Genomic DNA, 24,932 nt, shown 5'->3' with positions numbered 1-24,932 from the left:
TCTTTGTGGAAGTTACAGCTTGAAAACCCGTTCTAATTACTGGCAATTATCACCCTATCTCCGACCCCATTGGCAAAATATTACCAAGGGATTTATTGGCATTATCGGTTATGTACTGGCGACGTTAACCTTAATTAATCTTGCGGGTAGATTGGCAACTCCCTTTGGTGAAGGTAATGTAGTAGCGATCGCTCAATTAGCCGCAATCCTGGTTTTAGTCTTTCTCGTGCGGGGCTTTTTTCAGTCTGTACAAGATATGTACATGGCGAAAGTTGCTTTAAGGGTAGCTTTTGACCTCCGCAAGCGGGTTTACTCCCATTTGCAAAAACTGGATCTCACTTATTTTGAAACAGCAAAAGCCGGTGATTTATCTTACCGCCTCACCGAAGATATTGACCGGATTGGGGAAGTGGTCAATAAAGGATTTCACGACTTTATCCCCTGCGCTTTGCAATTGCTGGCTATTCCCATCTACATGATTTACCTGAATTGGCAATTGACACTAGCGACAGTCATTGTTGCGCCATTGATGGGTATTTTAATTGGCTGGTTTGGCGAAAGATTACGTAAGTATTCCCTCAAAAGTCAAAATCGTGTTTCTGGGTTATCGGCAATTCTTACAGAAGTATTTAGCGGTATTCGGTTAGTACAAGCTTTTGCTGCTGAAACCTATGAAATTGCTCGATTTAGCAATGAAGCAGAACGCAGTTTTCAAGCCAAATACTCTGCCGACCGCCTCAAAGCCATTCAAATACCCATCGTGGGCTTTCTAGAAGCCTTAAGTGCAGTTTCTTTAGTCATAGTGGGAGCATGGCAAATTGCCCAAAATAACTTAACGGTGGGAGAGTTTTTTAGTTACTTAACGGCGGCGGCGTTGTTAATTGATCCTATTGGTCATACTACTAATAACTACAACGAGTTTAAACAAGGTGAGGCTTCCGTTGACCGGATTTTTGAATTGATGGCTATTCAACCCACGGTATTAGAAAAGCCCAGTGCGATCGCCTTACCCCCAGTTAAAGGTAAAGTAGAATATCACCATGTTTCCTTTGCCTACAAACCCGGTGAACCTGTATTAAAAGATATCAGTTTATTGGCATTACCAGGAGAAGCGATCGCCTTAGTTGGTGCTTCCGGTGCTGGTAAAACCACCTTTGTAAATTTGCTTCCCCGCTTTTATGATCCAGAAGCCGGTGAAATTTTGATTGACGGTGTAGATATTCGGGATGTCAAGCTTCAAAGTTTGCGGCGACAAATTGGAATTGTTCCCCAAGAAACCGTCATGTTTTCCGGGACAATCGCCCAAAATATTGCTTTCGGACAAAATTCCTTTGACATGGAAGCAGTTGCAGAAGCCGCTAAAATTGCCAACGCCCACCAATTTATTACCCAATTACCAGAGGGTTATTATACTTGGGTAGGTGAGAGAGGAGTCAATTTATCTGGTGGACAACGCCAAAGAATAGCGATCGCCCGTGCGGTATTTCTCAACCCGCAAATCCTGATATTAGACGAAGCCACATCTGCCTTAGATTCCGAATCAGAAGCCTTAGTCCAAGAAGCCTTAGAAAGACTGATGCAGAATCGCACAGTATTTATTATTGCTCACCGTTTAAGCACAGTCCGAAGATGCGATCGCATATTAGTTCTCGAACGGGGACAAATAGTCGAATCAGGAACCCACCAACAACTATTAGCCCTTGAGCAACGCTACGCAAGATTTTACGCCCAACAATTTAGTTAAATCTGCGTTTATCTGCGTTTATCTGCGTTCACAATAAAAAACGCCCCCTGTTTCCAGGAGGCGCTTTTCGTTCAGCTAAACTTGATGATTAACCGTTGATAGCAGGTGCAGTTAAAGCAACTGGAGCAACATCAGCAGCAGCCAAGTCTAGGGGGAAGTTGTGAGCGTTACGCTCGTGCATTACTTCCATACCCAAGTTAGCGCGGTTGATTACGTCAGCCCAGGTAGCGATAACGCGACCTTGAGAATCAATTACTGATTGGTTGAAGTTGAAACCGTTCAAGTTGAATGCCATTGTGCTGATACCCAAAGCGGTAAACCAGATACCGATTACAGGCCAAGCAGCTAGGAAGAAGTGAAGTGAACGGCTGTTGTTGAAGGAAGCGTATTGGAAGATTAACCGACCGAAGTAGCCGTGTGCAGCAACGATGTTGTAGGTTTCTTCTTCTTGTCCGAACTTGTAACCGTAGTTTTGTGATTCGGTTTCGGTTGTTTCACGTACCAAGGAAGAAGTTACCAAGGAACCGTGCATTGCGGAGAACAAAGAACCACCGAAGACACCAGCTACACCCAACATGTGGAAGGGGTGCATCAAGATGTTGTGTTCTGCTTGGAACACAATCATGAAGTTGAAGGTTCCAGAGATACCCAAAGGCATACCGTCAGAGAATGAACCTTGTCCGATGGGGTAGATTAAGAAGACTGCGGTAGCAGAAGCCAAAGGCGCAGAGTAAGCTACACAGATCCAAGGGCGCATACCCAAGCGGTAAGATAGTTCCCACTGACGACCTAAGTAGCAAGCGCAACCGATCAAGAAGTGGAAAATTACCAATTGGTAAGGACCGCCGTTGTATAACCACTCATCTAAGGAAGCTGCTTCCCAGATGGGGTAGAAGTGCAAGCCGATAGCGTTGGAAGAAGGAACAACTGCACCGGAGATGATGTTGTTTCCGTAAATCAAGGAACCAGCTACGGGTTCGCGGATACCGTCGATGTCTACTGGAGGAGCAGCTACGAATGCGATGATGAAGCAGGTGGTAGCAGCTAGTAGGGTTGGGATCATGAGGACTCCGAACCAACCGATGTAAATGCGGTTGTCGGTGCTGGTGATCCACTCGCAGAAGCGATCCCATACGTTAGCGCTTTGGCGCTGTTGTAAGGTAGTAGTCATGTTTTTATAATTGCTGTTGTTTTTATGAATCAGGTAGGTCTTTCTACCTGTTGTAAACATACTAAATCATTTATTTCGATTTGTAAAGCTTTTTAACAAATATATTTACAATCACCCTGTGCAAACCTCTAAAAGCCCATGCTGTAAGCAAAATCATATATTTGATGCAGTAGGGAATCTGAGCAAATCAACATATACTCACATCTTGCACCTAGCCCTGGAACCCTTAGAAATTGCGGAACCACCCAAACAAAGTCCGCCTGCGCGGACTAACATAAAATTAAGGTTTTCAACCCGCGTAGGTGGTCACTGAGCTTGTCGAAGTGCGGGTTTCGCCTGTGTAGCCGTGACTTCCAGTCGCCTGGTGCAAGATATGTGTATATATATAGTGTCTTATGCCAAATTCTCATTCTTCCACCGTTACCTATAGCCCGGCGTATACCATCGTTCCGACTTACGAGTGCTTCAATCGCTGTACATACTGCAACTTTCGCACCGCACCAGGTCAAAGCCCCTGGATGACTTTAGCGGCAGCAGAAACCATTTTGCTACAACTGCAAAGCCAAAAAGTATGTGAAATCCTCATTCTCAGCGGTGAAGTACATCCCCATTCACCCCAGCGTCAGCAGTGGTTTCAGAGGATTTATGATTTGTGTGAATTAGCTTGGGAAATGGGATTTTTGCCACACACTAATGCGGGAATACTGAGTTTTGCGGAGATGGAAAAGCTGAAGAATGTCAATGTTTCGATGGGTTTGATGCTGGAACAGTTAACCCCAGCATTGTTAAATACTGTGCATCGACACGCACCAAGTAAATTACCAGAAATTAGGTTGCAACAATTAGCATGGGCGGGAGAGTTGCAGATTCCCTTTACCACTGGTTTACTTTTAGGAATTGGGGAAACTGAAGATGATTGCTGGGAAACTTTAGCGGCGATATCTGATTTACATCAGCGTTACCATCACATTCAAGAAGTCATCTTACAACCCCACAGCCCAGGAAATCAGCAAACCTTTGATGCAGCAGCTTTTGACCCTCATCAATTACCAGAAGTAATTGCCAAAGCACGTCAAATTTTACCGCCAGATATTACAATTCAAATTCCGCCAAATTTAGTTCAAGATGACCGATGGTTACTGGCTTGTATCGAAGCTGGCGCGAGAGATTTAGGCGGAATCAGCCCCAAAGATGAAGTGAACCCTGATTATCCTCATATTCAGGAACAAGCTTTGAGAGAAATTTTACAGCCTGCGGGTTGGGAGTTAGTGCCACGTTTGCCTATTTATCCCCAGTTTGATAATTGGTTGATGGGGGAATTGCAAACGGCTGTGAAACACTTGCGAAATAGTAGTTATTAAATTCTTGCAAGTAATATACTTTCTACATCCTGAGTATCGAACATCACTATATTTTCATGTTTGACTTAATTATTTTTGATTGTGATGGGGTGTTGGTAGATAGTGAACATCTGACTAATACAGTTTTTGCCCAAATGCTGAATGAGTTGGGAATACCTGTGACACTGGAGGATATGTTTGAGCAGTTTGTCGGGAACTCGATGTCTCGTTGTGTTGAGTTGATCGAGGAACTTTTAGGAAAGCCAATCCCAGAAGGATTTATCCAGGAGTATACAAACAGAACGGCGATCGCATTAAACAACAATCTTAAACCAGTAGATGGAATTGTGGAAGTGCTGAGTGTGATGGAAACGCCATACTGCGTGGCCTCAAGTGGCGACCATAACAAGATGCAAACCACCCTTGGAATCACAAATTTATTCAGCCACTTTGAGGGAAGGCTCTTTAGTGTGACAGAGGTAGCGAGAGGAAAACCATATCCTGATGTATTTTTATATGCAGCCGAGAAGATGGGAGTTGAGCCAGCAAAATGTGCTGTAGTTGAAGATACTCCCATCGGGGCGAGAGCAGGTATAGCGGCTGGGATGAAAGTATTTGGTTATGCGAAACTTACACCCGCACATAAGCTAGAAAAAGAGGGTGCTATCCTGTTTGAGGATATGCGACAATTGCCATATCTGCTGAAACAACAAAGCGTTAGTTAAGCTCCAGCACCCTTGAGTTTGAGCGCACCTATATCCTAAATTAGATTACCACGATCTGGTATTAGTGGGATAGGTTCGACATTATTGACATAGGGTTTACCTGTGGTTAATTATTTTATCCATAACTATGACTAATGACTTTTTCCAGACTTGCACCCTTTATCCAAGAATACATCTACCATCACAACTGGACTGAATTACGAACAGTACAATTAGCCGCTTGTGAAGTTATATTTAACACTGATGTTCATTTATTAATTGCGGCTGCAACTGCGGCAGGAAAAACAGAAGCAGCATTTTTACCAGTGTTGACTCTATTACATGAAAAACCCGCTAAAAGCATCGGTGTATTGTATATTAGTCCCATCAAAGCTTTAATTAACGACCAATTTGAACGCCTCAACGACTTGCTGAAAACAGCAGATATTCCCGTGTGGCATTGGCATGGTGATGTAGCACAAAGTCGCAAAAATAGGCTGATTAAGAATCCTCAAGGCATTCTCCAAATTACGCCAGAATCTTTAGAAAGCTTGTTAATTAACAAGAATAATGACTTAATGCGCTTATTTGGTGATTTACGATTTGTAATCATCGATGAAATTCATTCCTTTATGGGTTCTGAACGTGGTTGTCAGATTATTTGCCAATTACAGCGTTTAGCCAACATCACAAAAACCCAACCGCGCCGCATTGGTTTATCAGCCACTCTGGGTAATTATGCAATGGCTGAAGAGTGGTTAAGTTCTGGAACTGACAAGCCTGTAATTACTCCCAATATCACCACCGAAAAACGCCAAATTAAACTGGCGGTAGAACATTTTTATCTTGATAGTGAAATTGATGAATCAGAAGCCACAGCTTACGAAAAATATATTTTTAACCTCAGTAAATCTCGTAAATGCCTAATTTTTGCTAATAATCGCACTCAAACTGAATCAGTAATTGCATCTTTACGCCGAATTGCTACAGCACAAGCATTACCAGATATTTATCACGTACATCATGGTAGTATCTCTGCTAGCTTACGCCAATCTGCGGAAAATGCTATGAGAGAACCCCACAGTGCGGCTGTGACTGCTGCTACTCTCACGTTAGAATTAGGCATAGATATTGGTCATTTAGAGCGAGTTATTCAGTTAGAATCGCCTTTATCTGTTGCGAGTTTTTTACAACGTTTAGGACGCAGTGGTAGGAGAGGCGAAGCTGCTGATATGCGCTTGATTTGTGGAGAAAATCAACCATTATCCGAAGCACCCCTACCAGAACAAATTCCTTGGCAACTTTTACAGTGTATTGCCATTATTCAACTTTATCTAGAAGAACGTTGGATTGAACCGATAGAACCGATTAAATATCCTTTGAGTTTGTTATATCATCAGACAATGAGTATTTTGGCAGCAACAGGAGAAATGAAACCTGCTGCTTTAGCTAAACAGATTTTAAATTTATCACCTTTTGCGGCTATTTCTTCAGAAGAATATAAGTTATTACTACGCTATTTAATTGATATAGACCACATTCAGCAGACAGAACAAGGTAAATTAATCATTGGTTTGGCTGGAGAAAAGATAGTCGGAAAATTCCAGTTTTATGCTGTGTTTGCTGATACTCAAGAATATACTGTCAAGCAAGGGACAACAGAAATTGGCAGTATTTCTATACCTTCGCCTGTGGGTAATCAATTCGCCTTAGCCGGTAGAACTTGGGAAGTTTTAGAAGTTGACTTCAAAAAAAAGGTAATTTTGGTGAAGCAAGTAGCAGGTAAAGCTACTATTTATTGGCGTGGTGGTAGTGGTAGCATTCACACCAGAGTTTTGCAAAAAATGCGGCAGGTATTACTAGAAGATATAGAATATAGTTACTTACAAAAAAATGCTCACGCACGTTTAAAATTAGTTCGGCAACTTATCCAAAAAGCTGGATTAGATAAACAAAATATTTTACCTTTAGAAAAAGGTAGATGTTGCATCTTTCCTTGGATGGGTACAGTGGCTTACCGGACTTTGGAAAGATTGCTTAATTCTTTGTGTCGAGAATCTTTAGAAATCAACAGTATTGGTGGGGTGAATCCTTATTATTTGACAATCAAATTAGGTAAAGATAAATTTAAACATCTGCACACAGAACTTGTTTCATTGTGTGAACAAAGAATTACAGCAGAAGATTTAGTCAGTTCCGCAGAAGCCCCAGAACTGCAAAAGTATGATCAATTTATTCCCCATTCGCTGTTACGAAAAGCGTTTACTGAGGATTATCTAGATATTATTGAAGTTAAGCAGCAAATATTAAAGTGGTAGGTTATTAAAATCATGTCCATTGCTCCTTGGCGAAGTGCGATCGCCCGTGCGCTGCATCGTAATCGTAGCCTAGTTTACGCCCGTTACCTACAATTAGCAACAGTCGGGGAAAACAATCGTCCTGCTAACCGTACCGTTGTGTTTCGTGGTTTTCTGGAAGATAGCAACCAGTTAAAATTTATTACTGATGCCCGGAGTGATAAAGTTGACCAAATAGAAAAACAACCTTGGGCAGAAATTTGTTGGTATTTTCCCAATACGCGAGAACAATTTCGGCTTTCTGGTTGCTTAACTTTAATCGGAGACGATGATTCTCACCCTATCCTCCAACCAGCCCGAATCAAAATTTGGCAAGAATTAAGTGATGCAGCGCGTTTACAATTTGCTTGGCCTAATCCTGGTAAACCCAGAGTAGATAAACCAGAAGCCTTTGCGCCATCACCACCGAATTCTGCCCAACCACTGCCAAATTTTTGCTTATTGTTACTGGAACCCACACAGGTGGATCATCTAGAATTACGTGGAGAACCCCAAAATCGGCGAATTTATCACCTTGATGAGCAGCAAGAGTGGGTTAGTCAAGAAATTAATCCTTGACTTAGGGACTCAAGGCTGTTTCATTCGATAAAGAGAGAGGATTTGTCAATATCATTTTTCCTGTTTTAGCAGTTATGATCCCAACTGCTGCATTAACGCCATCGTGTCACCTTGTCCCCAATGCTCTAAAATTTTGCTATCTATGACACGATCAACATGAAAAACTGAAAACTTGACCAGCTTTCCTGTGGGAGGAATACCCATAATTTCTCCAGAATGAGTGCCACTAAACGTTCCACGGGTGACAACTAAGTCTCTTTCAGCGATCACATCTTCAAAAGTGTGGCGACCATCTGAAAAAGCCGCACGCATCATTAGTGCATACTCAAAGAAGGCATTAGCCCCAAGAAGTTTATTGCTTCCCATTACACAACCAGTAATATTTGGGGCGACAAACGCTCTACCTTTTTCGATATCTCCCAAATCAAAAGCTTCGTAGGCTTGCAGGACAATGGATTTATTTTGTTCTAACAACATTGCAGATTTTTGTTTTTGAAGTATTTCATTGCGAATTTACCTCATAAGCCCCTAGTTGGCATTGACTTAAGTTAAGAAACCGATTGGCTATGGACTCTTCGTTTTAATCGACTTAGAGATTCTGGCTCAATACCAAGATACGAAGCTAAATAGTATTGAGGAATGCGCTGCAAAAGTTCAGGTTCAGTTTGAATAAGGTCGAGATAACGCTTTTCAGGAGAATCTCTAAAAAGAGAAAACAATTTAGCTCGCAGCATAAACGCAAGGTTTTCAGCATGAAGTCGAAGAAATTTTTGACCATCTGGTGCTATTTCAAAAAGGTGAAATACCTGATGATTAACGAGCAGTACCTCAGAGTCTTCAATTGCTTGACAGGAAAAACACGCGGGGCATTGCTTGCAGAAACTTTCGTAGTCACCTAGTGGTTGATGTTCAGGGTGAAAAAATAGAGTAAACTCTTTTGCTTCTTTGATAAAAAACGTTCTCAGACAACCTTTCAGTGTCAAACCAAGAAAATTACAGAAATCACCTTCTTGGAACAAAAATTCTCCCTTGTAAACCTTTCTTGACTCTAGCAGTGGTTCAACAAGGTTCAAGTCAATTGTGAACTCAGGCAAAATTTGCCGAATAAATTCATAAAATGGTTCATACATTTTACAATCTAAACTTTAAGTTTGTGATACCTTTACATCTTGGTTTTACGAGAAACTGGTTTTATACTCAGCATTCAGCACTTGGCGACACATGAGCCAAAGTATGGTTTTTTAACGCTAAAATCACATCACGCCCCAAGTTTGAGGCGATCGCGTGATTTATACTTTGATCCAGAAATGTCCAAAATTCTCCCCAATCCCCGCTATATACCCGCACCATCAAGAAATTGCTGAATGGCTTTATCTCGGAGGCTACACAAAGGAGGATCTTTTAATAAGTCACTTTCAGGAGAAACTACAGAAACGGCTAAAACATGAGTTTTTGGAGAAGTCTGATTGTTTTGGAGATTTTGGACTTGTTGTTCTAAGGACTCAATTCGATCAACTAAAGCACGAATTACTTCAGCTTCCGAATCTGGTAGGTTGTTGTGTTCTAGGGGCGCAACTCGCGCACCAGAACGATAGACAATGCGACCAGGTACGCCTACCACTGTGCAATCAGTAGGCACATCCCTGAGAACAACTGACCCTGCACCAATGCGGACATTATTACCAATTTGAATATTGCCCAGCACCTTTGCACCAGCTCCAACTACGACATTTTCCCCCACAGTCGGATGGCGCTTGCCGGTTTGTTTACCAGTTCCCCCAAGGGTGACACCTTGATAAATTAGGGTATAGTCCCCCACTATGGCGGTTTCACCAATTACTACGCCCATACCGTGGTCGATAAACACACCCAGCCCAATTGTTGCGCCTGGATGGATTTCGATTCCTGTCAAAAACCTAGCTGTATGAGAAATTAAGCGGGGGAAAAAGGGCAGACCAATATGGTAGAGCCAGTGAGCTAGCCGATGGAATAGCAGGGCTTGCAAACCTGGGTAACAAAACAAGACCTCTAACCAGTTACGGGCAGCCGGGTCACGTTCAAATATGATGCGAAAATCAGCACGTAGTCTAGATAGCACGAGATAGTACCCTCGGAAAGCAAAACGAGCTACTTTCCCATAATATCGTTCCTGGGTCAACTCTGAAATTTGGTGAGTAGGAAGAGGCAGAGGTGCAGGGGACAGGGTGTAGGGGGGAATTGGACTCGGAGCAAAATTTTTATCCCTTTTTCCCGTTCTTTTTTTCTGGCGATTGGGGAGTTATTTCTGCTGCACTGTTAGAGTATAGTTACGCCTCATCCCAGGATTAAAAGTACCTACCCAAATTTTATAAGTACCACTTTTAAAGTTTTTGTCTTCAAAGCTGGCATCTTTGTTTGTACCAGTGTCATCGCCGCAGCGTATTGTTTTGTCGTCTGGGCCTTGGATGACTAGGGTGGTGTCATACGCGCCACTGTTGACTTGTATGTTCAGCCGATCAAAGTCTTTTTCCAACTTCAAAATGTGATCTGGTTGGGGGTCAGCAAAACCGACGCAGGGATTTCTATCGCGATCGCGTCTGCTAATCTCAGACAGGGAATAATAACCACCTGTGTGACCAGTCACTATTCCTGCTGCTGGTTCAAAACCTGGTGATAGGCTAAATGTCCCAAAATGTGATGTGGCTGCTATTGCTGGTGTAGCTGTAATGGCGGCAGTAATCGCTACCATCCAGCTACCTCGAAAATGATGCCGGGGGCGACGGTATTTCATAAAGGAGCATCTCAACAGGCTTTATCTTGATGATATATACAACATTTTATCGTGCAACAATTCCAGATAAATTTTTAGACAATTGGCAAATTTCACAGTAGGGATCAAAGAAAAATGTCACAAAACGTTGGAGAATTTAGTTTATGGCGATTCCTACCTTGATGAGCTACACAATTACAGCTATTTTCAGGTACATGAAATACATAAAGGAATTTTAAATTCCGTAGAGTATTGTATACAATGTCTCTAAATGGTGGTCTAATTTATTGAAAATTGTGGCAATTGACCACAGATATTTTTGTAGCTGACTATACCTGGGGCTGCCATAACTTGACAAATCACTTATACTTAAGTTACGTAGGGGAAAGGTTCCATTTGTTCCAACTTGATAGTTGAAGCAAGTGAAGCAGTCAACAGGCTGGTGTAAAGGATAAAGTAAATATGTCGTCAGAGAAAATTGGTAGTGCCAAAATTCAGGCAAGCTCACCTAAACCTTCTATTGACCTAGCAACTCTGGTAGAATTACTAGCTAAATCTATTCCCACTAAGGAAAATAGAACAAATACAACTGGGTTACATCCTGACTACAAGCTGGCGTTTGATTTCGATAGTCAAAAGCAACGGTTACGGCTTTGTAGTTCAGCAGTTTTACGGAGGCTGTTTGGATTAAAAGATTTCAACGAAGCTTTTAACCCCAAAGAAGGTGGCGGGTTTATTCAAGATTTGGAATTATCAGGATTTGGAACTAAGTCTCTGGTTGGTGGTAACTTAACAGAAAAAAGTACAGTTAGGCTATCTGCTGCTGTAGAGAAGTTAATTAGAGTTATTGATCAAGAGATTGAGGCTGCATTACCTCAAGAAAATTCATTGTCAACACTGTTGTTAGATCAACCGATTCAACAGCTTCAGCAATTAGCGAAAAAAACAGGTGCTAATTTTCAGAATAAACCACAAACAGCTAACCTTGTGCCGATTGCTTTCCCTGATGCTGAGGCTAAGACTAATATCAAAAATAAGCGTGTCGCCAAAGTAATTTCGGCTCGTGAACAAATTGATGCTGATGATTACTTTGAACGGATGTGTAGTGCAGTTAGGGACTATGTGCAGAATCAGCTAGATTGGGATGAAGATGATATTGAAGCAGCTATTGATAGTTTACGTGCAGAGCGAGATAGAACAGATAGCCAATTAACTCGATTTCTTAATTTTTTAGATGATGAAGCCTTAGCACGGGTAAGACAGACAATTACCCTGCGGATTATGGAGGCGATCGCTCAATATAGTCCCACGAATAGTCAACCCAAACATCAGCTTTTAGCAGAATATGTCCATCGCGTCAGCAATCTATTAACATCTGCAACAGAAGTCGGTTACAACGTTGATTTAACTGCTGCTTTTGGCGTTGGTGCTGAATTTGATTTATCAGAATACTTGAATAAAGCAACTTTCTATTACTGTCTTCCAGTTTGGGCGGAATGGGAAACTCAAATCTTCGAGGAAAAAACCAGAAATCAACAAGGAACTAGTTATGGGGTAGTCCGCGAAGTAAGTTATCGTTTTCGGATTAATGGTAATAATCCTGAGAAGCAGAAATCAGCTTTTTTAGCACGACTTGACCAAATTGAAGAAGAACTAAAAACAGATGATGAAACAGTAGCCCAAAACCCCTGGAGAGTATGTCGTCGTCTAGCTGAACTCATATTTTTAAGAATTGTTATTCCTCTTCCAGGTGAAAAAGGAATAAGTGCAGAAGATTTCCCTAATTTTGTTGACAAAATCATCACAGAGATGAAAGCAGGCGGTAAGACAGATATCCAACAAGTCATAGATGATTTACGAAACCGTGAGTCTTCAATGCAAACAATTGCTTCTGGTTTAATTGATGTACTTCAAACCAAAGGTGAAAAAGTTATTTCCCAGGTGCAAAAGCAATCTTCCCAACAATTTATTTGTGTAAAACGGAGCATTATTGAATGGTCACGTTTAGAAGGAGCAGAAGCAGGAGTCAGGGATTTACTCAAAAGTTCTCCTCAAACTAGCCGTGAAAATGTAGAATGGTTTAAACATATTGAAATTTGCAATACTCCAGAAACACCGGGGCTTTTATTTTCTGTTCATGTAAATACAGATATTTCCGAACATGATTTAGTAACCAAAGGCGATAGCTATCCAATTCAAGCCCAAAGGTTATTAACCCAACAACTGCTGCAAATTATTTGGGTTCCTCGCTCTTTCTCTTTTAATAAAGAAGAAAAAGATTGGAAGTATGAATTATCTCCCAATGCTCGTCATGCTGGAGGATGGATTTTACCAGCAGCAGTCATCATTGATTATGACGCTAAACTTTTAACTCGTTCCAAAGACAAAAAAAGAGGTGAAGAAAATAAACAATATCATGCGGCGGCTGTTGCTGCTTTTACAGTATTAGTTTACTGCTGTTTATGGCGGATTATTGATAAATTAAACCAAAGTAGTAAATCTAATTTTACTACCTTAATGCTACGACTCCAAGATCAAGGTAAAACTGCTGATGAAACCAGTGGTGATAATTACGTTTATGCAGCCGCCCAAACTTTAGAAGCGATATTAGCTGAAGATACTAATATCAGAATGCAAGGAGTTATTCTCGACAATTTGGCTAAACAGAATGACAGTACTAAATTTATAAAACGAAATATTTTTAATGCTTTATTAAGTGCTTTTCCTTTGGCTATTACTACACCAGTACCGCCAGAAGTACCAAAAATTGGTTTAATTTCCTATGCAACTCGTCCTTGTAATGAGGCTGTTTTATTAAAATCGGAAGATAAAGGTTATCTTTTTCTGACTCAAAGTTATATTGCTACTGCTGTAGTTAATCCTGTTTCTGGTTATGAACTCAAAGCAGAAAGAATCCAGTCTGATATTGTTGATTCTCCAGAACAGTTGAAAAAGCAACGCTTAGTACAAGAAGAAATTCGTTATCTGAAAAATCAAGGCTGTCAACATATTATTTTGCTGTCTCATGCTTATCGTGGACGCAGGTTTAACCGCACAGCAGATTACAATTCGGCTTTAACACCGAAGGAATTTTTAGAAGATGTTTTTCAAACTTTTCCTGATTTAAATATTTATACTATGCTGCGGGATGTGTTCCCAGCGACAAGATTACAAAAACGTGGTAGAGGTGAAGCTGCATTTGAAATTTTACACGCAGCAGATCACACTAATTTTCTGCATTCTGTAGAAACAGTTCGGGTGCGAGATGTAATTCCGGTTTACACTTTTGCGACACTGTTTGCAGTTCAAGAACAAGAACGGCCACAGTCTGGTTTTTGTGTCTATTTTCTAGTGTCTGACCAACGGGTAAGTGATATTACTTGGACAGAACGCGCTCGCCAACATCTTGTCAATGCAGAGCAAAATTCTCCTGTTAATCCTTGCTTAATTTCTGTTTTACGGGGGTTACATTTTATTGAGGCGGAATGTGGTGAGAAGCAAGGACAACTGATTCCCGTTTTAGATCCTTTTCGTTGGATATCACCAAATACTGTTGAGGCGGCGGGAGAGGTGGAAGTATTGCATACTCGGCGCAAAGGTAAGGTGTATCTCAGCTATCCGGCTTTATTGACTCATATTTCTCAGGTTCTGCACCGCAGGAAGTAATATCATTTTGGGTTAAGTAACCCAATTTTTTATCAAAGTCAATTTTTTTTAACGTTCGCGTAGCGTGCGCGTAGCGCATACCGCAGAGGCGCAGAGGACACAGAGAAAGAAGAAGGAGTGGTTTTGGTTGGCTCGTTTTCCTGAGAAGGGTTCTGCAAGGTTCACATTTTCAGTTTTTACAGCAATTTTCACACATTTAGACCACACTATTGTTGATGTATTTCCTTCTTCCTTTGCGTCTTTGCGCCTTTGCGTGAGATTTTAAAGTGTGGTTCATTTACCTGGAAATTGCTGTAATATCAATTGTTCTATTTTTAACGATTTGGATTAGTTTTATGGGACAGGAAGTTAAGCAAATTTCATTTTTAGAACAAGCATCTATATGGGGACAGGTGTTTGAAATTGCTGTCAAACGCGGAGTTCTGCAAAATTTGATTCATCAAAAGTTACTTAGTGATCAACATCCGCTTCTGAAACCTTGGCAAGAGGTAAAGAATGCAGACATTGATAGCCAGTTGGTGAAAACTCTGAAGTTGACCGATCCAAATGCTCAAGCATGGGTTGGCTCTATGGTGCGTCATCTGCTGGGATTGGGCTATGGGTTAGGCTGGACAGCAATGCGGGAATGTCTCAAGTATGTAGCAGTCCGTCAGCCGCAGTTGGCAGCTATTTGGTGTCCGTTGCTGCTTCCGGGACAGCAGATGCAACGTGAAGCGGAAAAAGAAAAAACAGCACAGGAATTTAAGGCGGCTTTTAATCTCCCTGGACAACCAGATTTAGGATTAGTCACAACAGGACAACCAGCAAGAGCAGATTTTTTGCTTTGGTTATCGAGTGGAAAGAATACCAGACAAAAATTTGAGCATTTCCTTCTGTGTTTGGAGTTTTCTTATAATGCACCGGTAAAATTGGCAGACTTTACCACAGAAGCTGCTCATCGGGAGGAAATGAGCCGTTATGCTCGTTATATTGATTCACGAGGTGTTTTTTCTAGGGTTTGTGCGGAGGTGGAAGGTGGGGAATTTTTGTTTTCGTCAAGTCTGAAAAATCACCTAGCAGCTTTCAGTGGTTTGGATAAACCTTTGTTTAAGTTGTGTCAAGCTTCATCTTATACTGAGCGTCTGATAAATTTGTTAAGAAAACAAGGACGGTTAGAGGGTGGTTGTAGTGCTAGAGCGATCGCTATTACCTCCAATGGCTGTGAAAGTATTGCTGCCCATTTTTTTGAAGAATCAGAACCAAATCCTAGAACTCAGTTGATGACATCTCTAGGAGAAGCATATCGTCACACCCGCAAACTAGATGACCAACCGGATGCACTGTCAACAGAAATTCGTGTAGCCTTTAATAAATTGGTGCGATCGCTTCCCTCGGATTTTGAGCGCCAAGCCAAGCAACTCAGGCAAAAACCCAATTCAGAAACGTCACTGCACTACCAATTTACAGAACAGGTGACAGGTTTCTACAACCCTATGCAAGAATTTTCTCAGCAGGATGCGATCGCCAATATTGAAACAACAGAATCGCTGCATAAATTCTTTGGTAGTAGTCCTCTGGTTCATTTTCAATCCATCTTTAAACACCTACCAGAACAAATTCCCCTGCGAACAATCCATGAAAGTGCAGTCATTACCGGTCTTAAATCTGCCCAAACTGGAAGGCTGAATGTCATTGCTTTAGAAGGAAATCCAGGAATTGGTAAAACCACGGCTGTGATTAAATTTCTAGAAGCACAGTCAGAAGGTTTTATGTTTATTTATCTCAGTCCACGAGTGGTGATTAATGGGGATGTTACCTCTAAACTTGCCAAAAAAGATGAAAATCATCGCGATATATTAACCATCACTACTAATGCCAATTTAATTGCCTCAGCGCCTAAATGGTACGAAGAAGAAGTGAAGCAAAAACGTAGAAAACAGCGCCGTGTAGATAGTGCAGTTGTTGTAGATGGGATTGCAGAACTGAATCATCCTGATTGTAGTACCGTTTTCTTAACACCTGAACAGGAACACGAAATTTATTGTAACGTAGTCACTTCTAGCCGCTTTAAACGTCCTCGCAATGAACGAGAAGACAGCGTAGAATCAATACGTCGTCCCGGTGTATTCCGCACTCTTGCTAGTTCCGCCCGCAAATTATTAGAACACAATCCCCAAGTAAATCATCTGGTGATGACAGCAGCAATTCAAGGTTATCGACACCTTGATAAAACAACTACAATTGATGGTTTAGGAAATTTATTTGCTAAAAAAGCTCATACCAAACCAGGACAACAAGAACGCCGCAACTTTGCAGCCAGAATCCCTACTATCATTGCAATGGTGGATGAATTGGCTGGTGATGGTGCAGGGGCGTTATTTGTTCATAAACTAGCAGATTGGTTGCAGCAACAGTTTATTGAATCTTTTGAAGGGACTCAATCACCGTTTAAAGTAATTCTGATTATTGCTGATGCTTCTTTAAGTAATGAAATAGTCCTGAATAGTTATCTTAATTCTGGCGATTCTGCCCCTGATAAAGTATTAATTAGTCCGACGCAAGGGGAAGCGCCATTTCGCGTTACGGGTACTGATATCAAAATTGGGTTGAGAAAATACCCAGCATTACATATCATGACTAATAGCTATCCGGCTTCTCAACTTAATATTGAATATAGTATCCGCCTTTCACCAATCATACCGAAGCTGATCAAAACAAATATTCAACAACAAATTCGTCAAGCAATACGAGCTACATTAGATGAACAATTATTAGATAATGCCTACAAAGAAATTGAACGCGGGTTAAAAGCAGGGGCAGAACAATTAATTTTCTTTGCCCAAAATAAAACCTTTCTGCGTAAATTAAAGCAGAAATTGATAGGGTGTAAAAATGCTCTTTGTCAAAGTCCTGAAGTGGCAATTTTAGATCAAAGTGTACCGCCTAACAAGCGATTAGAATTAGTCCAGGAAGAAAAAAGAGATAAAATCCGCGTTTTTTTAATGACTTCTTCAGGGGCTAGAGGTGTTTCTTTTCCCAAAACTGATTGGATTATTGCCGCAATTCCTAGATTTAACATAGAAGCTGCTTTGATGGAAGTCGCCCAACTCATTTATCGAGGTCGAGGGATGTATACAGATCCAGAGACAAAAACGCTAGTTTCTGGAGATGATAAAGCCAGGCGATTAGTAATGCTGATTAATGATGGTTTTGTTGTAGAGGAAGATATTGACAACTCAAGGCGCTGGTTACGTCAATCTAGTGATTTATTAACTTTATTGATGATGCTACGTTCGACAATTCACACCAGGATTAAAGGGGATGCAGGACTAAAAAACCAGCGCCTGGCTTTAGTGCCGGTGGGGTCAGTTGGGGATGAGGAATTGTTGAATTTAATGTCTGATGATGTCTGGAGTTTTTTGCAAGAAGCACGAGTTTTTGTCTATGATCATCAATCGGAAGAGGAAAAAGGTATTGTCAAAAAAGCAGAGATGTTAACACGACAAATCTTTGCCCAATTTACATTAAAGGGGAATACAGTTGATAGAATGGCTAAGTCTTATGTAGATTATGCTACTTTGGAAGCCTTGATCAAAGCTGTATCTAGAAGTTCAAGCCGATTATTACCATCTTTAGAAAATGCCGCTTTAGTAATTCCTGATTATTTAACCTGTATTGGTCCTTTCTGGATGGAAGACTGGTCTCATCGCCGCACGGAGGAAAAATTCAGTTTTGAAGGATGGCGAAAATATATTCAAGAACATAGCCAACAACTTTTAGGATTACTGAGAGTAATTTATCAAGATAAAAATGGCAAGTTTCCGCCTAAACTCAAACGTCCTGCAAAGGAATTACATCAACTTTTAATTCGAGAAAAGGAAGAATCGATTTGGGAATATTCCACACTCCAAAGTTTGAGAACACAAAATATTGTTGCGAGTATTCCCCTTGATTATCCCCATTTTTGGCGTAAAAGGTCAGACGATGATAGTCCAAAACAAGTGTTAGAAGAACCTGATACATGGCAGAAAACTTTAGGAAGAAGTTTAACACCACAAGGTTTAGTTATGCCTGTAGTTCCCCAATATGAAACATTTCCTTGGGCTGCTGTAGCTGGGCGGAGAGTTTTTAGCCAATTGGAGACTATTTTTAGCGATCGCTATTTTCTCGCCTCTAGTGAATTAAATCTACTCAACAGCATTTTGTTAGTAGACGGGTTGGGTGATTAACTTTGACCTTTAATTTAGGAATGTGGATTTAATAAAATACAGAACCTCACCCCCAACCCCTCTCCTTGCTAAGGAGAGGGGAGACTGGACAAATCCCTATCCTTTGCTATCAATGGTCAAGTCTGAATAATATTCCGCCTTTGAGTAATCCTTTCTCGCTACCATAACTGCTAATTGTGAGCGATCGCAAGTTTTGGAAAAACGGTTTACCCACTATTTCCACTAACGGCAAAATCGGCAATTGACGCTCTAACAGAGTTTGGCTTTTTGTCCAATCGAGATAGACATACCCCTGATTGGGTTGGGGAATCGCCGCAATACTAGCTTGGAAATTGCGATCGCTGATCAACGAATCGTTTTTGCTGGTGATCACTTCGTTCAAAGTTTCCAAATTCGAGGCAAAAATTTCGTAATTTCCGAGAGTTGTGTGTACTCCCTGGACATCGGCCTCAATAGCAAATCCTGGGCGTACTTGAGTATCAGTTTCTTTACTTACAGCATTTAACTGTGTCCAAGCAAAGATTTTTTGTTGATTCAAGTTGAAAGAACTAATACTGAGTCCATGAGACGAGGCGATCGCATCTAAACGAGAAATTCCTTCTGAAACATCCTCTAGTTTTTCCACCACAAACACCCAATCAGCAGCGCTTTCTCCAGCATGGGGTAACACAGCTAAGGCATATTCTCCTTTTACCCAATTAAAGATATCCTCTGCCAAATTTATCCCCTGGTTGTTTTGCAATTCTGCCAAGGGTTTTACCACAGTAGAAATTACATCAGTTCCAGAACCAGAGAGAGCCGTTTTTACTTGTGTCCAGAGTTGGGCTAAATCACTATTACCCAAATTGTCTAAATGAGAACTGGAAATCACCAAACCCGCCCCATCTGGTATATATTCTAACGCCTTGACAGGTTTACTAAGTGGTTCAGAAACGGGCGTAATTTCCGAGTCAGTCAGGAAATTAGTTTCTGCTAACAGTCCCTTGGAGTTCAAAGACAAAGAAATAATTTGGCTATCAAAGGTTGCTGCTGGTAGTTCTAAACCTTGCCATTCTGCCACGGCGGGAAGATTGAGAAAAGCCGTAGCTAAGGACGCTTTAGGCAATTGTTGGGCAGCTTTTTGGTATTTGGGCGAACTGGACAAATTCAAATCAGGAGCTTGGACATTATTAATTGCATCTCGCAGCACCTTCAAATCATTAGCAAATAAAACAAAGCCATCCACAACCGCACCAGCCAGGGAATCTTGCTGTGGTTGGGAATCGTCAGATATTAGCTTTACGCCTTCATATTCCTCCACAGCCAAATTTGCGCCAGCCAATACCCTGCGAGAAAATAGCAAGTCTAAAAACTCACGGCTTTTGTCTGGTTTCTCAGTAGCGAGTGCCATTAAATACCCTGGCTGCTTTCCGTTCTCTGGATCACGATCAATATCTACAGTAGTCACGGAGAGGGTAATTTCATTTCCTAGCCAAGGCTGAATATCTTGTTTGTAATCTATACCACTTTTAGCCAAGAGACTGGTTTTGAGTTGTGAGAATTCCCCTTTACGCTCCAACGATTGTAAGCGTTCAGGATTGGTCAGCAACGAAACCGTCACCGGAGCCAGTTTTGATACGAATATAGCCGCATTGGGCTGTGAGGTAGAGGCGAATAACTTCACCGGAGTCTTGGCGAAAAACCAGTAAAAACCTGCGGCTATGATTAGTAGTGCGATTGCACCAGCCACCAAGAAACCAATAAATGAGCGTTGACTATTGACATTAGACATACTACACCAGAAATAAATTTTACACAGTTAGATTTGCCAGCCCAGAGGCTAGGGATAAGGAAGCTAGTCTCAGTATTTTCTTATAACTACTTCCCTGGGAATAGATGCTGATGCTAGGAGAAAGATTTTCTGTCACCATAAAGGTGATAAGGTTGTTTACAAAAATCTCATGACAGGGAATCCTTCTGGTCAAGTCATTACTCAGATTAGTGTAGAGGAACTGGCGCAACGTCTGTCTTCTGGTGATGCAAGTATTCAGTTAATAGATGTACGTGAACCTCAAGAACTGGCAGCAGCTAAACTTGAGGGTTTTGTCAACCTCCCCCTGAGTGAATTTGTGGAATGGGGTGATCAAGTCCCCACTATGTTCAATCCCCAAGCTGAAACCCTTGTATTATGTCACCACGGCATTCGCTCTGCCCAAATGTGCCAGTGGCTAACGGTTCAAGGATTTACAAATGTTAAAAATATTACGGGTGGCATTGATGCCTATTCTCTAGTAGTGGATGATTCAATTCCCCAATATTAGTCATTAGTTGTTCAGGCTGCATACCCCTCCCTGCCCCTATTGGGTGTGGTTAACTAAGGGCTAAATACCAAGGACTAATGATTCCGCCTAGCGGTTTGATCATCCCCTAAAAGATGGCATTGCGAAGATGCGGCTGATACTGACCTCTGAGCAATGCTATTCTGAACACAATACCCTTTCAGTTGAGGATCTAGCAAACAAAACTCGCGACTCTTAGCACCACTAAGATTTGACTCATTTTGCATATATGGATTTTGTCTAACAATAAGTAATTTTAAATACAGCTTTTTTCTGCTAAAGATGCAATAATACTTAAAAATGCTGACCTGTCTCGTAAGATGGAAAGTTGACTATCATAGCGGTTTTCATAAGAGTGATCACAGTCTTGATAACTTGAGATCCTTGATGTAGGGGCGCGTTTATTAAAATTATTGATAATCGAACATATCTGTAAACCCGCCCCTACTTGGCTTGATACTCAGCACTTTCCTACTGTACTTACAACAAAATTAAATAATTTGCTAAATTAATTAACTATTATTCATAAAATCTGGCTTTTAAATCCCCAAAATTTTCCCAGTTTAGTCAAAATTTGCCTTCAGCAAAACATACCCTATGCAAGTCCAGTTAACGAATCGACAACAGCATATACTTTGGGCAACAGTACGTCACTATATCGCTACAGCAGAACCTGTAGGTTCAAAAGCTTTGGTTGATGAGTACGACTTGGGTGTGAGTTCAGCCACAATTCGCAATGTGATGGGCGTGTTAGAAAAATCTGGGTTACTTTACCAGCCACACACCTCTGCTGGACGAATACCTTCAGACTCAGGTTATCGGATTTATGTTGACCAGTTAATTACACCTGGTCTGCGAGACGCGACGCGCACGGATGTTTTAGCCAAGGAGGTAGAACTGGCGCTACAAAATCGCCTCCACTGGGAAGATTGGAGTTTAGAAGCCGTACTCCAAGGTGCAGCGCAAATTTTAGCCACTGTGAGTGGCTGCATTAGTTTAATTACTATGCCGCAAACCACCACAGCAATCTTGCGACATCTGCAATTAGTGCAAATTGAAACTAACAAGATTATGCTAATTGTGGTGACGGATGCTTATGAGACCCATTCTAAGGTGATGAATTTGTCGCCAATCGAGGAAGAAGCAAAACTTGATCCAGAGGGAATAGATCGTGAATTGCAGATTGTTTCTAACTTTTTGAATACCCACTTGCGGGGACGCAGTTTATTGGAATTAGCCACTCTCGACTGGAGTGATTTAGATCAAGCGTTCCAACGTTATGGCGAATTCTTGAAAGGTTCAGTCGCAGAATTAACTCGTCGTAATTTGACACCAACTACAACCCAAATTATGGTTAGGGGTGTAGCAGAAGTTTTGCGTCAACCAGAATTTTCTCAATTACAGCAAGCACAGACAATTATCCACCTGCTGGAAGAAGAACAAGACCAACTGTGGCGATTAATCTTTGAGGAACCGGAAGCGGAAGATGTGGGTAAGTCCAGGGTAACGGTTCGCATTGGTACAGAAAATCCCCTGGAACCGATACGTACTTGCACCTTAATTACTTCTACCTATCGCCGGGGTTTGCTACCTGTAGGGAGTGTAGGAGTTTTGGGACCGACACGCCTGGATTATGATAGCGCGATCGCAGTTGTCGCGGCTGCGGCTGATTACCTCTCAGACGCTTTTAGTTAAATTGTTTAAATTATGTTCAGAAAAATTGCCTTTGGTTTAATATGGCTGGGATTTCTTACTTATGCTTTTATCTTTGCTCCCCCAGATCAACCTGATACATTTGAGTTAATTAAAAATCTTTCCGTTGGGCAATGGCAAGGTATTAACCCCATAGTCATAGCATTATTCAACCTCATGGGCATCTGGCCTGTAATTTACAGTGCCGTTTTGTTTATTGATGGTAGAGGGCAGAAAATCCCCGCTTGGCCATTTGCTACAGCTTCTTTTGCTGTCGGTGCTTTTGCGCTATTACCTTATTTAGCTTTACGAGAACCAAATCTGGAGTTTTCTGGAAACAAAAATCTCTGGCTAAAGTTACTAGATTCTCGGATTACTGGTTTTATTTTGACTATCGGCGCAGCGATTCTAGTCGCATCTGGTTTACAAGGAGATTGGGGAAACTTTGTACAGCAGTGGCAAACTAGCCGCTTCATCCATGTGATGAGTTTAGACTTTTGCCTACTTTCGCTATTATTTCCCGCACTATTGGGAGATGATATGGCACGTCGGGGGATGAAAAATCAGCCATTGTTCTGGTTAATCGCATTGATTCCCCTATTCGGTCCCTTAATTTATTTAACAGTGCGATCGCCGCAGGTGGGGCGTAGCCCATCGCCCTTACCAGAAGCAGATGCAGAGACAGTATCCAATCAGCAACAATCAGCAAGTAACTAATTAATATTTGTTGATGAAGAGAAAACTGGCTTTGTGGATCTTATGGGTGGGATTTATTGCCTATCTTGTGTTTTTAGCGCCGCCGTTTCACTTAGACGAAACACTCGCACTGCTGAAAAATCTCTTGACTCTTCAGTGGGCGAATATAAATCCCATTATCCTGTCCTTATTTTCTTTGGTGGGTATTTGGCTATTAATTTACAGTAGCGTGCTGTTCATTGATGGCAGAATGCAACAGATTCCATTTTGGCCTTTTGCTTTAGCCTCGGTGGTGTCTGGTGTGCTTGGTCTTATACCATATTTAGCTGTTCGTGAACCAAATCAAGCATTTTCTGGAGAAAAGGATGCTTTTTTGAGTCTGCTAGATTCTCGCTGGTTCGCGATAATTCTGAGTTTCAGTACAATTGGCTTGCTGGCCTATGCTGTGTTTTTTGGTAATTGGGGAGACTTTTGGCAACACTTCCGCAGCGATCGCTTCATTCATGGTATGACTTTAGCATTTGGTCTTTTCTGCTTGTTGTTCCCCACAGTGCTTTATGATGATATGTCTCGCCGTCGCTGGTATAGTCCCGAAATCTTTGGGATAGTAGCTTTTGTTCTGCTACTGGGTCCACTTGCTTATCTGTGGTTACGTCCGCCGTTACCCACTCGTGAAAGCTGGCTAATCAGCTAATCGGTAATCACTAAAATTTCGCAGTCATTTCAATTCCCAGCAACAACAATTACTGTTTAGAAATTTTATAAACTTCTGGTAACTGCCACCAAGGAACATGGGGGTATTCGTGATGTTCGTAATGGTAGCCAAAATGGTAACAAGTGATGAATGACCACCAAATGGGACGACTAATAGTTTGGGAACGGTGAGGCTCTTTATAACCTTCTACAGGTTCACTGTGAGGTAGAAAAGTTCCAAAATAAAATAATTGTAAGGAACTTAAAATTGAAGGAATTACCCAGAAATAAGTCAGATTATCATCTGGAAGATGCCATATATATTTGACAAAATTATAGATAATCATTAATGTGATAATTTGCAGCCAACTCCAGTAACCCTTCATAAAATATAAATACCAAGCAAAAAAGTTTTTATGCTTACCGTTATGAAAATCTGGGTCTGTTTCACTAGCTGGATTATGGTGATGTACCCAATGCTTTTTTAAAAGTTTGGGATAGGATAAAAGACCATAAAGAAACAGGCACAATGAGCCAATGAAATGGTTAATTTTGGGATTCTTGGGAAAAACTACCCCATGCATGGCATCATGAGCAGTAATAAATAATCCAGTATATAAAAATGTTTGCCAAAAGATGATCGGCAACAACATCCAGAATTTGAATTGGGATATATCAATATAAAGTAACAAACCGAGACTAATAGCCCATATACTAATAATGGCGATCGCCATGAAAATGCCCCCAAACGGGGATGTACTTTTCACTGCTGGCGTGGTGGCGATTTTGATTTGAGGTAACTGTGGTTGTTCTAACTGGAACACGCTTTTACTCCGCGTAGGATTCAGGTGAAAATTTCAGAATATAGTTGTGGAAAAGCACTCAACATTAGTCTAGAAACTAATTTTGGTGGTAAGCGTTCTGCACTAGGCAGTGCCAATCATCCCAAACTGTGTAGAAATATTAAAATAACTTAACTATTATTACACATTATGCTCCCCACACCAAAAACTGTATTCAGCTAAGAAAATAGGTA

Annotated in this window: 19 protein-coding genes; 12 read left to right on the top strand and 7 right to left on the bottom strand. The window is 41.2% G+C overall.

All coding sequences use genetic code 11. The features are described 5' to 3' along the window. Positions 1-19 precede the first annotated feature (19 nt). Positions 20-1,744, top strand: coding sequence for an ABC transporter ATP-binding protein (locus tag ACM0OW_RS15955; protein WP_414551148.1), 1,725 nt, complete (start codon positions 20-22; stop codon positions 1,742-1,744). 88 nt (positions 1,745-1,832) lie between these two features. On the opposite strand, the gene psbA is transcribed toward ACM0OW_RS15955, so the two are convergent. Continuing rightward, positions 1,833-2,915 carry a photosystem II q(b) protein gene (gene psbA / locus ACM0OW_RS15950; RefSeq protein ID WP_089090755.1) on the bottom strand — a complete coding sequence of 361 codons (1,083 nt, stop codon included), beginning with the start codon at positions 2,913-2,915 and terminating at the stop codon, positions 1,833-1,835. A 395-nt stretch (positions 2,916-3,310) separates the two neighbouring features. Between psbA and cofG the strand changes: the two genes are divergently transcribed. The 4 genes from cofG (at position 3,311) to ACM0OW_RS15930 (ending at position 7,874) form a co-directional block, all read left to right on the top strand. Then, a complete protein-coding gene (cofG, locus tag ACM0OW_RS15945) occupies positions 3,311-4,276 on the top strand; it encodes a 7,8-didemethyl-8-hydroxy-5-deazariboflavin synthase subunit CofG (protein WP_414551147.1) in 966 nt (321 codons plus the stop codon). A gap of 56 nt (positions 4,277-4,332) precedes the next feature. Beyond that, entirely contained in the window at positions 4,333-4,980 is a 648-nt protein-coding gene (locus ACM0OW_RS15940) for an HAD family hydrolase (protein ID WP_414551146.1), read from the top strand. A gap of 134 nt (positions 4,981-5,114) precedes the next feature. Continuing rightward, positions 5,115-7,277, top strand: a complete 2,163-nt coding sequence (locus ACM0OW_RS15935; RefSeq protein ID WP_414551145.1) for a DEAD/DEAH box helicase — start codon at positions 5,115-5,117, stop codon at positions 7,275-7,277. A 12-nt stretch (positions 7,278-7,289) separates the two neighbouring features. Continuing rightward, the gene (locus ACM0OW_RS15930; RefSeq protein WP_414551144.1) at positions 7,290-7,874 is read left to right on the top strand and encodes an Npun_F5749 family FMN-dependent PPOX-type flavoprotein; all 585 of its coding nucleotides are present in this window, start codon (positions 7,290-7,292) and stop codon (positions 7,872-7,874) included. Between the two features lie 72 nt (positions 7,875-7,946). On the opposite strand, the gene ACM0OW_RS15925 is transcribed toward ACM0OW_RS15930, so the two are convergent. The 4 genes from ACM0OW_RS15925 to ACM0OW_RS15910 all read right to left on the bottom strand — a co-directional run bounded on the left by ACM0OW_RS15925 (position 7,947) and on the right by ACM0OW_RS15910 (position 10,644). After that, the gene (locus ACM0OW_RS15925) at positions 7,947-8,351 is read right to left on the bottom strand and encodes an ester cyclase (RefSeq protein WP_414551143.1); all 405 of its coding nucleotides are present in this window, start codon (positions 8,349-8,351) and stop codon (positions 7,947-7,949) included. A 71-nt stretch (positions 8,352-8,422) separates the two neighbouring features. After that, complete coding sequence (locus ACM0OW_RS15920; RefSeq protein WP_414551142.1) at positions 8,423-9,004, bottom strand: Crp/Fnr family transcriptional regulator; 582 nt, start codon at positions 9,002-9,004, stop codon at positions 8,423-8,425. Between the two features lie 203 nt (positions 9,005-9,207). Further along, the gene (cysE, locus tag ACM0OW_RS15915) at positions 9,208-9,972 is read right to left on the bottom strand and encodes a serine O-acetyltransferase (protein ID WP_414551141.1); all 765 of its coding nucleotides are present in this window, start codon (positions 9,970-9,972) and stop codon (positions 9,208-9,210) included. Positions 9,973-10,152: 180 nt separating this feature from the next. Further along, on the bottom strand, positions 10,153-10,644 hold the full coding sequence (locus ACM0OW_RS15910; RefSeq protein ID WP_414551140.1) for a hypothetical protein: 492 nt from the start codon (positions 10,642-10,644) through the stop codon (positions 10,153-10,155). 441 nt (positions 10,645-11,085) lie between these two features. On the opposite strand from ACM0OW_RS15910, the gene ACM0OW_RS15905 reads away from it, so the two are divergent. Then, positions 11,086-14,289 (top strand): hypothetical protein, encoded by a 3,204-nt coding sequence (locus tag ACM0OW_RS15905; protein ID WP_414551139.1) that lies wholly within the window; start codon positions 11,086-11,088, stop codon positions 14,287-14,289. A 335-nt stretch (positions 14,290-14,624) separates the two neighbouring features. Continuing rightward, entirely contained in the window at positions 14,625-18,497 is a 3,873-nt protein-coding gene (locus ACM0OW_RS15900; RefSeq protein WP_414551138.1) for a helicase-related protein, read from the top strand. A 109-nt stretch (positions 18,498-18,606) separates the two neighbouring features. Here the strand turns inward: ACM0OW_RS15900 and ACM0OW_RS15895 are convergent, their stop codons facing one another. Continuing rightward, entirely contained in the window at positions 18,607-20,268 is a 1,662-nt protein-coding gene (locus ACM0OW_RS15895) for a DUF3352 domain-containing protein (protein WP_414551137.1), read from the bottom strand. Between the two features lie 169 nt (positions 20,269-20,437). Between ACM0OW_RS15895 and ACM0OW_RS15890 the strand changes: the two genes are divergently transcribed. The 4 genes from ACM0OW_RS15890 (at position 20,438) to ACM0OW_RS15875 (ending at position 23,897) form a co-directional block, all read left to right on the top strand. Then, positions 20,438-20,797 carry a rhodanese-like domain-containing protein gene (locus tag ACM0OW_RS15890; RefSeq protein ID WP_414551136.1) on the top strand — a complete coding sequence of 120 codons (360 nt, stop codon included), beginning with the start codon at positions 20,438-20,440 and terminating at the stop codon, positions 20,795-20,797. A 615-nt stretch (positions 20,798-21,412) separates the two neighbouring features. After that, positions 21,413-22,510 carry a heat-inducible transcriptional repressor HrcA gene (gene hrcA, locus ACM0OW_RS15885; RefSeq protein WP_414551135.1) on the top strand — a complete coding sequence of 366 codons (1,098 nt, stop codon included), beginning with the start codon at positions 21,413-21,415 and terminating at the stop codon, positions 22,508-22,510. A 12-nt stretch (positions 22,511-22,522) separates the two neighbouring features. After that, positions 22,523-23,224 (top strand): DUF2834 domain-containing protein, encoded by a 702-nt coding sequence (locus ACM0OW_RS15880; protein WP_414551134.1) that lies wholly within the window; start codon positions 22,523-22,525, stop codon positions 23,222-23,224. A gap of 13 nt (positions 23,225-23,237) precedes the next feature. Next, complete coding sequence (locus tag ACM0OW_RS15875) at positions 23,238-23,897, top strand: hypothetical protein (protein ID WP_414551133.1); 660 nt, start codon at positions 23,238-23,240, stop codon at positions 23,895-23,897. A gap of 49 nt (positions 23,898-23,946) precedes the next feature. On the opposite strand, the gene crtW is transcribed toward ACM0OW_RS15875, so the two are convergent. Further along, entirely contained in the window at positions 23,947-24,720 is a 774-nt protein-coding gene (gene crtW, locus ACM0OW_RS15870; RefSeq protein ID WP_414551132.1) for a beta-carotene ketolase CrtW, read from the bottom strand. Between the two features lie 24 nt (positions 24,721-24,744). Here crtW and ACM0OW_RS15865 point away from each other — a divergent pair, with 24 nt between their 5' ends. Beyond that, on the top strand, positions 24,745-24,873 hold the full coding sequence (locus ACM0OW_RS15865) for a hypothetical protein (RefSeq protein ID WP_414551131.1): 129 nt from the start codon (positions 24,745-24,747) through the stop codon (positions 24,871-24,873). The last annotated feature ends 59 nt before the right edge of the window (positions 24,874-24,932 follow it).

Origin of the sequence: Anabaena sp. CCY 0017, assembly GCF_963920885.1 — a bacterium.
Taxonomy (GTDB): Bacteria; Cyanobacteriota; Cyanobacteriia; order Cyanobacteriales; family Nostocaceae; genus Nodularia.
The sequence above is the reverse complement of the archived record's forward strand: the minus strand, read 5'-3'. Positions and strand labels throughout refer to the sequence as shown.